This window comes from Gordonia insulae (assembly GCF_003855095.1).
In the GTDB taxonomy this organism is placed as follows: domain Bacteria; phylum Actinomycetota; class Actinomycetes; order Mycobacteriales; family Mycobacteriaceae; genus Gordonia; species Gordonia insulae.
Genome location: NZ_CP033972.1, coordinates 5,115,022 through 5,127,575, shown reverse-complemented (window position 1 = coordinate 5,127,575; position 12,554 = coordinate 5,115,022). Strand labels below are relative to the sequence as shown.

Below are 12,554 nucleotides of genomic sequence, written 5' to 3'. Positions count from 1 at the left end.
GTCATTCTCCTCCGAGGGTCAGTAGGGCCTTCTCGAGCACGAAGGCCTCGGCGTGCGGGTGGCGACACTGGACGCCGCGCAATCGCGACAGGCCGAGAAAGGACAGATCGTCGAACCAGTCATGCGCGACCTGCGATGGGTAGTGCTCATGCAGGAGCCGAACCTTTTCCTGCGCAACGTCGGTGGTGATCGGATGGAACAGGGTCGGCTGCGGGGTGTCGGTCTCCCATTTGAGGATCTCGTACCCGAGGATGAGGTGGTCACGGAACTCGGTGGGGACCAGTTCGGCCAATGTCCGGTGGTCCTGGTGAGCGTCGTGTCGTTGCGGCGCGAACACGACGTCCGGCGCGGAGGTGCGCCGGAAGACGCCGAGAGCATCCTTGACGGCCCCCCAGTACGCCGGTGATCGTCCGTCCGGAAAGTCGAGAACCGTGAGATCGACTGTGGCGCCGGGGCAGAACGCGGCCAGCGCGGCGCGCTCCTCGGCCTCCCGTTCCGTGCCGCCGCCGGTGAGCACCAGTGCCCGAACCCGGAGACCGGGCCGGGCGCGCGCCATGGTCAGCAGTGTGCCGCCCATGCCGATGGCGATGTCGTCGCAGTGCGCGCCGAGCACCACGACCTCGGTCAGCGCGGTGGTCGTCAGGTCGATCATCAGGCGCCGGTGTCGCTCTCCCACACCATCCAGGGACGATCCCCGTGGGAGTAACGCGCATCGAGTTCCGCGCGTTCCTTGAAGGTGTCCGCGGGCTTCCAGAAGCCGTCGTGTTTGTAGGCGTACAGCCGACCCTGCTCGGCCAGTGCGCCACAGGCATCCTCTACGAGGTCGCCGCCTTCGGGCAGGTGGTCGAAGATCTCCTGGGTGAGGACGAAGAACCCACCGTTCTCCCAGATCGGGAACTTCGAGACCGGTGTGATCGACTTGACCACACCGGATTCGGTGACGTCGACACAGTGGAACGACGACTGCGGCGGCACGATCATCATCGACGCCGCCGACTGCGATGCGACGACCTCGTCGATCATCGCGTTCAACGGTGCGTCGGTGAGGACGTCGGCATAGTTGGCGAGGAAGTACTCGTCGTCGCCGAGGTAGGGCCGCACCCGTCGCAGACGTTCGCCGATCGCCGATTCCAGACCGGTGTCGATGAACGTGATCGACCAGTCCGCGATGTCGGTGTCGAGCAGCTCGACGTCGCCGCCGCGCATCACGAAGTCATTCGATGCGGCCTCGTCGTAGTTGAGGAAGAAGTCCTTGATGTGATTGGCGCCGTATCCGAGGCACAGCACGAAATCCTTGTGCCCGAAGTGCGCGTAGTAGCGCATCACGTGCCAGATCAGCGGACGCGGGCCGACCATCTGCATGGGTTTGGGGACGTCGTCGCCGGGTGCATTGCGCATCCGCATGCCGTATCCACCACAGAACAGAACCACTTTCATGACCACACGCCTCCCGAGATGTCGACCTGTTCAGTTGTGTCGAGTTCCGCGACGTGCAGGGTCGGCAACGGATACACCAACTGCCCACCCCAGTCCCCGACATGCGAGAGCTGCGCGGTGATCTCGGTCTCGAGATTCCACGGCAGCACCACGACGACGTCCGGTCGGTCCTCGTCGATCCGCGACGGGTCATGGATCGGAATCCGTGTACCCGGGGTGAATCGGCCGTGCTTGTACGGGTTGCGGTCCACGGTGTACTCGAGCAGGTCGGTCCGGATGCCGCAGTAGTTCAGCAGCGTGTTGCCCTTGCCGGGGGCTCCGTAACCCACCACCCGTTTACCGGCCGCCCGCTGCTCGAGCAGGAAGGTGAGCAGTTCGTGACGCACCGACTCGGTGCGCGACTGCAGGTCGAGATATCCGGCGGCAGTGTGCAACCCGGCCTCTGCCTCGATCGTCAGGACCTCCACGACACGCTCACTCGGCTCGCCGGCGACGTCTGCGGGCCGAGCCCACACGCGGATCGACCCGCCGTGGGTGGGCAGCAGATCGACGTCGACCACCGTCAGGCCGGCCGTCGCCAGCGCACGCGATGCGCTGAGCACCGTGTAGTACTGGAAATGTTCGTGATAGATGGTGTCGAACTGGCCGAGTTGCACCAGGTTCAGTGCGTGATGGACCTCGATGCTGACCCACCCGTCGTCGGCGACCAGGCCGCGCAGGGATCGTGTGAAGCCGAGGAGATCGGGGATGTGCGCGTACACGTTGTTCGCGACGACGAGATCGGCCGGCCCGTGTTCATCGCGGATCCGGGCGGCGAGATCTTCGTCCAGGAATGCGGTCTCGGTGGGCACACCCTTGTCCCGGGCCGCCGCGCCGACGTTGACCGACGGCTCCACGCCCACACACGGGATGCCATCGGCCACCACATGCTGCAGCAGGTAGCCGTCGTTGCTCGCGACCTCGACGACAAAGGACTCCGAATCGAGCCCGAGTCGCGCGGTCGCGGCGTCGACGAACTCCCGTGCGTGCGCAACCCAGGAGTCCGAGTAGGACGAGAAATAGGCGTACTCGGTGAAGGTGTCCTCGGGCGTGATGAGCGCCGGGATCTGGAGCAGCAGACACTCCTCGCACAGGCGCAGATGCAACGGGAACGTCGGCTCCATCGCATCGAGCTCGTCGGCGGTGAGGAATCGCTCGCACGGCGGCGTCGCACCGAGATCGACCACGCTCCGCAATTGCTGCGCTCCGCACAGGCGGCATGCCATGGTGCTGTGTCCTTCCTGGGGATTCGCGCGACACGCGACGTGCTCGGCACCCGCCTCACGCGCGCGACGTCGACCCCAACCGCGAGACAGCCTAGCAAAAACCGGCCACCCCGTCCGACCGACAGCGAATCACCACTCCGCTGACGTGAATCCGGACCAATCGGACATCAGCCATCCCCCGGACGGGCCGGCCGACGCCACCGACCCGTGACACTAGGCTGACATCCATGACGAACACCGACCCCGGGCAGGCCCAGCCGTTCGACGCCGAGCAGTGGGCGGTCGTGCCCGGCTTCGAGGGGCTCACCGACATCACCTACCACCGCCACACCGGGTCGGGGCGGGCGAACGGGATAGTGCGGATAGCGTTCGATCGGCCCGAGGTGCGCAACGCTTTTCGCCCTCACTCGGTGGATGAGCTGTACCGGACGCTCGACCATGCGCGGCGCTCCCCCGACATCGGTACCGTACTGCTCACCGGTAACGGGCCGAGCCCCAAGGACGGCGGATGGGCGTTCTGCAGCGGCGGCGATCAGCGCATCCGCGGACGTTCCGGCTACCAGTACGCGACCAGCCACGACTCCGATGTCGCGGCAGCCGGCGCCGACACCGTCGACGACGCACGGGTGAAGGCCGAGGGCGGGCGACTGCACATCTTGGAGGTGCAGCGCCTCATCCGCACCATGCCGAAGGTGGTGATCGCCGTCGTCAACGGCTGGGCCGCCGGTGGAGGCCACTCGCTGCATTCGGTGTGCGACCTCACGCTCGCCTCCCGCGAGCATGCCCGCTTCAAGCAGACCGACGCCGACGTCGGCTCGTTCGACGCCGGCTACGGCAGCGCCTACCTCGCCAAGCAGGTCGGGCAGAAGTTCGCCCGCGAGATCTTCTTTCTCGGCGACGCGTACGACGCCGAGACGATGTACCACATGGGGGCGGTGAATCGCGTTGTCGCGCACGCTGATCTGGAGAACACAGCCATCGAGTGGGGCCGAAAGATCAACGGCAAGTCGCCGACAGCACAGCGGATGCTGAAGTTCGCGTTCAATCTGACCGACGACGGCCTCATGGGTCAACAGGTGTTCGCCGGCGAGGCCACCCGCCTGGCATACATGACCGACGAAGCCGTCGAGGGCCGGGACGCATTCTTGGAGAAGCGATCACCCGATTGGGACGCTTTCCCCTACTACTACTGAGCGCCCGCCCGAACCGGCCGCGATCAATCGCCGAACTGCGTCGCCGCCGGCTCGGGCTTGCCGAAGAGGTAGCCCTGGGCCATGTCGAACCCGAGTCCGCCGAGCTCGGCGAGCACCTCCTCGGACTCCACTCCCTCGGCCAGAGTGGTCATCCCGGTCGCGCGTGACATGTCGCAGATCGCCTGCACGACAGCCCTGTCCGAGGGGTTCGTCACCAGACCGGCGATCAGCGTCCGGTCCACCTTCAGCACGTCGACGGGCAGATCCCGCACATAACGCAGGGCCGAGTAGCCCGCACCCAGGTCGTCGACGCAGATCGTGCACCCGATCTCGTGCAGTTCGTGGATCGCCTGCGCCGCCGCCGTGCCGAGACGGATCGCCTCGTCCTCCCGAACCTCCACCCAGACACGTTGTGGATCAACGTCATTGGCGCGGATCAGGCCACCGATGTGCTCCACGATGCCGTCGTCCCACAGCTGCTGACCGGACAGATTGACCGAGACGAACGCATCCTCACCGCAGGTCGGCCAGATGTCCGTGGCGAGGGTGCGGATCGCATCACCGATCGCCCGTCGGCCGATCGGCACGATGAGAGATGTCGCCTCCGCAGCCGCCAGGAAGACCGCCGGGGCCAGCACGTCGCTCTCGGTGTGCCACCGCAACAGCGATTCGAAGCCCACCGGCCGCAGGTCGGGCAGCGTGACGATCGGCTGGTAGTGCAGATGGAAGTCGTGCTCGTCCGCGATGGCCAGCCGGTTTGCCACGCCGACCTCGTCTCGGACGATCTGCATCGTGTCGACGGTCGCGACGACGACATTGTGCTGTTGGAACAGCGCGAAGCAGAGCGCGGCATCGGCGCAGCGGATGAGGTCTTCGTGCGACGAGACCCCCTCGAGTTCTGTACCGACGGCGATGCCCATACAGAGATCGAGAAACGTCACCTGCCCATGGATCTCCACGAGATGCGCGCCGAGTCGCGTTCTCGACGCGGACACGAATTCCTCGTGTCCCGGACCGTCCGGGGGCAAGGTGATCAGCCATTCGAGATCCGAGCGCCGATCGAACCCGATCCGCGAACTGATCGGCATCAGGACCTCTGTGACGAACAGCTCGGCCATGAGCACGGATTCGTCACGGCCGTACGCGACGGCGGCACGGTGGTAGGGATCGGCCGCGACCGCGATCACGGTCTCGGCCGTCGACCACGAGCTGTCAGTCGCGGCGGTTGTCTCCGCCATCCTGGACACCCCCGACCATCGGTGCGTACATCGATCGAATTCTACTGGCACACGTCCCATTTCTGGGGACATCGGACATTCAACTACCCGTACCGCGGAGTACGGCGCCGAGGGTGCGGATGATGATCTTGATGTCGAGCCACACGCTCCAGTTCTCGATGTAGAAGTTGTCGTACAGTGCGCGGTCGGTGATGCTCGTGTCGCCCCGCAGACCGTGGATGGCCGCCCACCCGGTGAGGCCCACCTCGACGCGGTGACGATCGCGGTATGCGGGGATCGAATGCTCGAATTGCTCGACGAAATGCGGCCGTTCGGGCCGCGGGCCGACGATCGACATGTCTCCGCGCAGCACATTCCACAGCTGCGGCAGTTCGTCCAACGACGTCTTGCGGATGAATCGGCCCAGCGTGCCGATCCGGTCTTCGGCGGACGGTTGCCATTCGTGATCCGACGCCTGTTCGGGCACCGGCCGCATCGACCGAAACTTTAGTACGTCGAACAAACGGCCGCCGCGCCCGATTCGCTGTTGCCGGAAGATGATCGGCGCCGAGGGATCCGAAAGATACACCGCCGCCGCGACCGTCGCGAGGACCGGGCTCAACAGGATCAGTGAGATCGACACCACGGTGACGTCGAAGACGCGTTTGACCTTCCAGTACCAGGTCCGCAGCGCATCTCGTCGCATCCGCACGAGCGGGATGGTGTGAATTCGGTCCATGTCCCCGGTGAGGGACACGAACTCGAACAGTCGGGGAACGATGAAGATCTCGCAATCGAGTTCGTCGCACTCCCGCAGCGGCGCGACCAGCCGCGAATCCGGCGTGGAACTGAACGCCACCAGCAGCGTGCTGATCCCGTGGGCCTTGACCTTGCTCCGGATCTCGGCGATGTTGCCCTCGATCGGGACCCCGGCACCGGAGAGCTCGGGCATCGGATCGTCACTCACCGCGAGCACGATGTCGAGTCCGAGTTCCGGGCGGGACCGGGTGCTCTCGATCAGCTCCACCGCGACCAGTCCGCCACCGAGCACCGCGGTCGGCATCCGGTACTTCGACGATGTCCGGCGCCGGTGGCGTGCGAATGCGAAGTACATGAGCCGGACGGCGAACAGTGCCAGGAACACCAGCCCCGCATAGACGGCGGCCCGGGTGATGTGCACGCCCGGCCGGGCGACGGTGAAGAGAACACCGGAGGTGATCACCGACCACCCGGCGAGGCGCGGGAGATCATCGAGAGCAGACAATGTGAGCCTGGCCCGATAGAGGCCGGCCATGTCGAGCGCTACCAGGGTCACCACCACGCCCGCGATCCCGATGAGTCGCCCGCGCGTCCCCTCGTCGCCGTTCGCGAGCACGGCGATCAGCACGAGCACCACCGCATCGAGGCCGACGAGGATCACGTCGGTGCGGTTGCGGGCCACGACCGGCGCCCACCGGCGACCGCCTCGCCGCACAGGTGTTGACACCATTTTGGGGACTCGTTCTCGGACTCGGGGCCGACCGATCGGGAAGGCCAGGGCTGCCTGCAGAAAATATCAGAACTCGGAGGTATGTGACGCCCCGCGAGTATCGATCGAATCACGCGCGGTTCGCCGGTCGGTGGGCTATTATCGGGGCCGACGAAACATTCGCGTCGCTTCATCTCACATCGGCTAATTGCACATCGTCGACACGCGATCTTTTGTTTCAGTCGCAAACAGTTTCCGAATACTGCGGGGCGGGACGTCGGTTCGCCCGACGGAAAGTGGTCATTGCATGTCAGTAGTCAGGAAGGTGCTGCGTCGCTACGACGCCAGGTCGATGGCGACACTGATCAGCACCGGGGGCGTGCTCCCGCTGCCCATCTTCGCCGTCGTCGCACCGACCACGCTGCGGCCCGGCGGCCTGATACCCCTTCTCGTCATCTGGTGTTTCATCGCGACCGCATTCACGGTGACGGCGTGCCGGCACCGTCTCACCGATTGGCAGTTCGCCGTCCTCGGCGGTTTCGGCATCATCGGCATCTGCGGGACCTCCCTGATCCTCGCCAACCCGCGCCCGTCGATCGCCGTACTCGGCCTCGTCGCGGTCATCCCGACGATCGCCGCGATGTCACCCGTGTTACCCGTGAGCTTGTCGCTGACGGCGATGGCCGTGGTCGGATCCACCACGGTCCTCGCCGTCACCACGGTGTCGATTCCCGCGTTCATCATCAGCGTGGGCGCAATGATCGGCTCCATCACCGTGCCGGTCTTCCTCGTCGTCGCCCTGCGCCGGTCGCTGGAGATGACTCTCGATCGGCAGACCAGGCTCAGTGGCATCGACCCGTTGACCGGCCTGCTGAACCGACGCGGATTCCTGGCACGGGTGTCGCAACTCCTCGCGGCGGTTCGCGTGTCCACCGGATGGGTCGGCATCCTGCTGATGGACATCGATCACTTCAAGAAGATCAACGACCAATACGGACATCTCGCCGGTGACGGTGTCCTGCTCTCGACCGCTGCGGCGATCCGCGAGGTCGCGCCGGCGGGCTCGGTGGTCTGTCGGTTCGGCGGCGAGGAATTCCTCGTCTTCTGCGTCGCCCGCGATGAGGACGAGCTCCGTCGCTGCGCCGAGCAGTTCCGCGCCGCGGTGGCCGAGATCGCACCGGTGACGATGAGCGTCGGCGGAGTGTGCGCCCCGCTGGTCACCTCGACCCGGTCCAACGCGCCGTCGACCGATGATGTCATCGGGCGATTGCTCGGCCGTGCCGACGACTGCGTCTACCGCGCCAAGGAGCAGGGCCGGGACATCGCCGTCGTTGAATCGATGGACCCGATCGTCTGGCGCAAACCGAACAGGACCGTTGCCGTCGAGTTGAACGAATCCACCCCTGCGGCAAGCCTGTTCGAACTCTTCTCCCGCCGGACCGACGAGTCGGTCGACGTTCAGGCCTCGGGCGAGAGGTGAGCGAGGTCCGGCGACTGGAGCATGTCGGCCTCGTGGCGCATGCGACGCCAGGTCTCGGGCGACGTGCGCTCCTTCAGCGCCGCACGATCCCACCACATGAGCTGCGTCCGGTACCGCTCGTCCGGGAACGGCGTCGGCAGCACCGATTCGTCGACCCGCCCGCCGCCGGACTGCCATCGTCGCAGCACGTGATCGGCGGCAGTGGCCATCATGTGATCGACCCCCGCCATCTCCATGATCACCAACCCGAGGCGCGAGAGTTGCGCCGCCACATCCTTGGCGATCGGCGAGCGCTCGTCGACCCACGCGGTCTTCACCTCGACGACACCCCCGCCGAGACGTTCCTCGATGGCGTTCACCAGTTGGACCTGCCCCGGCTGACCCGCCCACTCCTGCAGCGCATGCGATTGCGCCGCGGCGTCGAAACGGGGTTGCACGCGCAGTCCGCCGCGGACCTCGTTGTCCTCGTCGAGGACGGCGAAGAACAGTTCGGTGCCCTCCCCGGAGACGACCTTGTCGAACTCGAGCGCGGCCGCGCAGCCATGCCGCGTATAGGCCTCCTCGGCGCCCCTCAGATACTCCAACCAGAGGCGGCGTTGGGCGCCTGGACTCGCGGCGATGACCGTGTAGCCTGAGTCCACGTCCGGTCCGGAGACCCTGTGGATGCCGGTGGGAATTGCGCTGCGGGTCAGAATCATCGCAGTGACTACCTTTCTGAAACAGTGAAAAAGAACGAATGTTCTGCACTGACTTCACTGGCAATGTTGCCATACTGCACTCGCACCCGCGGCCTGGAACAACTTTAAGCTATCGCATCTCCGGTTTGGCACGGGTTGCCCGAATGCGCCACTATACGACGGTGTATCCCACGTCGGAGTCCTCGGCCACACTCTTTTCCGAGTCCTCGCTTCCCGTCGAACTGTCCCGCGACGACACCGTGCGCGTCACCGACACCACGGCGCAGGCGGCCATCGCGATGGGGTCTCTCCTGCCGCCGGTAACGGCCGAGTTGATGGCCGAAAAACCCACGTTCGCCTATTTCCCCTGGCGTAAGGCCCTCGTGAAGATCCCGGGACCGGTCTCCTACCGGCGGCTACGGCTCGACCGCAACCGGCACAAGCTGACCGCCGCCGACCTGCAGCGCGCCGGCGAGCTGCGCATCGGCGTGGTCGGGTTGAGCGTGGGCCACGCGATCGCCCTGACCCTCACACTCGAGGGATTGGCCGGTGAACTCCGCCTCGCCGACTTCGACTCGCTCGAGCTGACCAATATGAATCGGGTCCCGGCGACGTTGTTCGATCTCGACGACAACAAAGCAATTGTTGCCTCGCGGCGAATCGCGGAGATAGACCCCTATCTATCCACCGAGGTCTATACGGAAGGAATTGTTCCGGAGAACATTGATCGCTTTCTCGACGGCCTGGACATCGTCATCGAAGAATGCGATTCCTTCGATGTGAAGGTGTTGGTCCGGCAGAAATGCCGGCAGCGCGGAATCCCCGTCCTCATGGAGACCAGCGACGGCGGCACGCTCGACGTCGAGCGGTTCGACCTGGAACCCGATCGGCCGTTGTTCCACGGACTCGCCGGCGATCTGCGTGTCGAGGACCTCGTCGGACTCGACCGCGCCGCCATCACGCCACTGGCGGTCAAGGTGCTGGAACCGGCGAAGGTCACCGCGTCGATGGCGGCGTCCGCGATCGAGCTGGGTCATTCCGTCACCGCTTGGCCACAGCTCGGCGGCGACGTCCTCCTGGGCGGTGCCACGGTGGCCGCCGCGGTCCGGCGCCTCGTGCAGGGCAAGCCGCTGCGGTCCGGCCGTGTTCGATTCGATCGGGACACCTGGCTCGACGACATCGTCGACCCCCTCGCGACCACGAATGCGGACACACCCGCACCCGCGATCGCCATCAGCGAGCCCCGCCTCGACGAGATGTCCGACGGCGAGCTGATCGCGCATGCCGCGGCGCGCGCGCCGTCGGCGGGCAATCAGCAGCCGTGGCAGATCGTCGTGGACGACTCATCGGTGACCATCGCGCTCGACCCGGACCGCACCTCCACCCTCGACGTCGAGCACCGCGCATCGGCCGTGGCCGTCGGCGCCGCGCTGTACAACGCGGAGCTCGCCGCCACCACCCGCGGGGTGCTGGTGTCGACCGAGATAACCGGTGCCGGCGACCGGGTCGCCGGACGAGTGGTGTTCGATCCGACCCGTCAGGCCTCGGAGTCGCCGGAGGTCGGCGGACAGCTTGCCGCCGCCTTGGCGCGCAGCACCCGACGCGGCCCCGGCGACGGCACCCCGCTCTCGTCGGACGACCTCGCCCGCTTCGTCGACGTCTCGACAACCGACCGGACGCGTTTGGTGGCCATCGCCGATCGGGCGGGACTCGACCGATACGCGTCCATCGTGTCCCGATCCGACCGCCTCCGGTTCCTCACCCCGGCGCTCCATCGGGAGATGTTCCTCGAACTCACCGCGGACCCGTCCGACCCCGTCGGGATCGACATCGCCTCGCTGGCGCTGCCGCCCGCGATGGCCGGGATGCTCGACGTGCTGCGGCGACCCGATGTGATGGCGCTGCTCGACGAATGGGACGGCGGCGAGGCGCTCGGCCGCGACGCGGCGGCCAGGGTCGAATCCGCATCCGGGGTCCTGCTGCTCGTCCAGCAGGGCACCAGGGCGGCCGACTACCTGCGTGCCGGCCGGACCATGCAGCAATTGTGGATTGCCGCAGAACAACTCGGCTATGCCGTGCACCCGATGACGCCGACGTTCCTCTACGCCCTCGACGACGACACCGCCCGTAGCCTGTCCGACGAGCATGGGGACGAACTCGTCGGACTGCGGCGGGAGATGCGCGACGCGTGGTCGCTCGCCGACGACGAGGCACCGACGGTCGCGTTGCGGTTGTCGCGATCAGGGATGCCGGTGGAGGTGAGCCGGCGGCTATCCCAACCGCCGGTCGAGTAGCCGGCGACCTCCCACCCCACCGCTGGTCGAGTAGCGAGCGCCCCCACCCGCTGGTCGAGTAGCGAGCGAGCCCCAAAGGGCGAGCCCGCGTATCGAGACCACACACCACCCGCTGGTCGAGTAGCGAGCGAGCCCCAAAGGGCGAGCCCGCGTATCGAGACCACACACCACCCGCTGGTCGAGTAGCGAGCGAGCCCAAAGGGCGAGCCCGCGTATCGAGACCACACCCGCCAGCCCACCTACTCCACCCGCCGCCCCCGCTCCAGCACACCCTCGACGACCCGTACCATCTCCGCGCCGAAGTTCTTCCGCGAGAACCGTTCCGCCCACTCACGGATGCGCCGCGGGTCATATTCGCGTGGGTCGAACGTCTTCATCGCTGCGGCGAGTCCGGCCACGACGGTGTCGTCGTCGCCGGACGGCACGAGCATGCCCGTCGTGCCCGGCACGACGGTGTCGAGCGCCCCACCCTCGCCGAGCGCGATGACGGGTGCACCGGTGGCCATGGCCTCGACGGGCACGATGCCGAAGTCCTCGACGCCCGGCATGATCAGTGCCCGCGTCCGGCGATACAGGTCGACCAGTTGGTCGTGCGGCACCCGGCCGAGGAACACGGTGTCGTCAGACGCGAGTTCGCGGCAGGTCTCCATCGACCGACCATCGCCGACGACGACCAACCGCACACCCGCCTCCCGGGCGGCGCGGATCGCCAGGTCCGGCCGCTTGTAGGGGACCAGGCGTCCGGCGACGAGGAAGAAGTCCTCGCGCTCGGTCACATGGTCGGGCGTGAAGCCGTTGGTGTCGACCGGCGGATGCACGACGACCGACTCCCGGCCCCACCATCGCTGGATGCGTCCGGCGACGGCGGTCGAGTTGGCCACGATCTGATCGATCCGGTCGACGGCGGCGAGTTCCCCACGCCGCGCCATCCTCGACAACCCGGACAGCACCACCGCACCGGCCGGCCCGCCCGCCTCCTGCGCCCGGAATGCGGTGTCCCACGCCCACCGTGCCGGACTGTGGACGTAGGCGATCACGGGTGCGTCGGTGGCGAACGCCGCCTGGGTCGCGAAAGCGTGGTGGCTGATCACGACGGCATCGACGTCGCCGAGCTCCATCCCGCGGAAAGCGCGGGGGAACAGGGGCGTCAGCGGCGCGTAGGGGCCTCGGCCCGTCCATCGGTAAGGTGTGTCCACCCAGGTGGTGACCGGCGACGACGACAGACCGGGCGGGATGCCCTGTTCGCGCGCGATGGGGACGTGCACAGCAGCCTGCGGCCAGGTCTGCGAGAACTGCTCGACGACATGTTCGGAGCCGGCGATCTCGGTGAAACGTTCGTGCACGATGGCGATTCGTGGATCCGCGATTCGTGGGTCGGTCATGTCCGTCCTCAGTCTTCGTCCGCGACACGAGCACCCGCGCTCGCGGCATCTCCGTTCTCGGCGCGCCTGTCCCCGGCCGACGGCGCCCGCGACTCCGGGACTCCTCGGCCTGCCGAAACGTACCATCTCGAAGAAAGTTCG

At 66.7% G+C, this 12,554-nt stretch carries 10 protein-coding genes; 3 read left to right on the top strand and 7 right to left on the bottom strand.

What is annotated here, in order from left to right; translation table 11 throughout:
- Position 1 precedes the first annotated feature (1 nt).
- The 3 genes from D7316_RS23410 to D7316_RS23400 are packed head-to-tail and all read right to left on the bottom strand — an operon-like array spanning position 2 to position 2,702.
- Positions 2–652 carry a PIG-L deacetylase family protein gene (locus D7316_RS23410; RefSeq protein ID WP_124710396.1) on the bottom strand — a complete coding sequence of 217 codons (651 nt, stop codon included), beginning with the start codon at positions 650–652 and terminating at the stop codon, positions 2–4.
- A complete protein-coding gene (locus tag D7316_RS23405; RefSeq protein ID WP_124710395.1) occupies positions 652–1,437 on the bottom strand; it encodes a glycosyltransferase family protein in 786 nt (261 codons plus the stop codon). Before D7316_RS23405 ends, D7316_RS23410 begins: the two co-directional genes overlap by 1 nt.
- A complete protein-coding gene (locus tag D7316_RS23400; RefSeq protein ID WP_124710394.1) occupies positions 1,434–2,702 on the bottom strand; it encodes a class I SAM-dependent methyltransferase in 1,269 nt (422 codons plus the stop codon). The genes D7316_RS23405 and D7316_RS23400 overlap by 4 nt, the downstream gene beginning before the upstream one ends.
- Before the next feature lie 227 nt (positions 2,703–2,929).
- Here D7316_RS23400 and D7316_RS23395 point away from each other — a divergent pair, with 227 nt between their 5' ends.
- Positions 2,930–3,895, top strand: coding sequence for a 1,4-dihydroxy-2-naphthoyl-CoA synthase (locus D7316_RS23395; RefSeq protein WP_124710393.1), 966 nt, complete (start codon positions 2,930–2,932; stop codon positions 3,893–3,895).
- 23 nt (positions 3,896–3,918) lie between these two features.
- Here the strand turns inward: D7316_RS23395 and D7316_RS23390 are convergent, their stop codons facing one another.
- Together D7316_RS23390 and D7316_RS23385 are read right to left on the bottom strand one after the other, a co-directional pair.
- Entirely contained in the window at positions 3,919–5,133 is a 1,215-nt protein-coding gene (locus D7316_RS23390) for an EAL domain-containing protein (RefSeq protein ID WP_124710392.1), read from the bottom strand.
- A 79-nt stretch (positions 5,134–5,212) separates the two neighbouring features.
- A complete protein-coding gene (locus tag D7316_RS23385; RefSeq protein ID WP_124710391.1) occupies positions 5,213–6,601 on the bottom strand; it encodes a sugar transferase in 1,389 nt (462 codons plus the stop codon).
- A gap of 286 nt (positions 6,602–6,887) precedes the next feature.
- On the opposite strand from D7316_RS23385, the gene D7316_RS23380 reads away from it, so the two are divergent.
- On the top strand, positions 6,888–8,060 hold the full coding sequence (locus D7316_RS23380; protein WP_197718294.1) for a GGDEF domain-containing protein: 1,173 nt from the start codon (positions 6,888–6,890) through the stop codon (positions 8,058–8,060).
- Here the strand turns inward: D7316_RS23380 and D7316_RS23375 are convergent.
- A complete protein-coding gene (locus tag D7316_RS23375; RefSeq protein WP_124710390.1) occupies positions 8,039–8,758 on the bottom strand; it encodes a hypothetical protein in 720 nt (239 codons plus the stop codon). The two genes, D7316_RS23380 and D7316_RS23375, sit on opposite strands and share 22 nt — an antisense overlap.
- 161 nt (positions 8,759–8,919) lie before the next feature.
- Here D7316_RS23375 and D7316_RS23370 point away from each other — a divergent pair, with 161 nt between their 5' ends.
- On the top strand, positions 8,920–11,031 hold the full coding sequence (locus tag D7316_RS23370; RefSeq protein WP_124710389.1) for an Rv1355c family protein: 2,112 nt from the start codon (positions 8,920–8,922) through the stop codon (positions 11,029–11,031).
- 239 nt (positions 11,032–11,270) lie between these two features.
- On the opposite strand, the gene D7316_RS23365 is transcribed toward D7316_RS23370, so the two are convergent.
- On the bottom strand, positions 11,271–12,398 hold the full coding sequence (locus tag D7316_RS23365; protein ID WP_124711534.1) for a glycosyltransferase: 1,128 nt from the start codon (positions 12,396–12,398) through the stop codon (positions 11,271–11,273).
- Between the last annotated feature and the right edge of the window lie 156 nt (positions 12,399–12,554).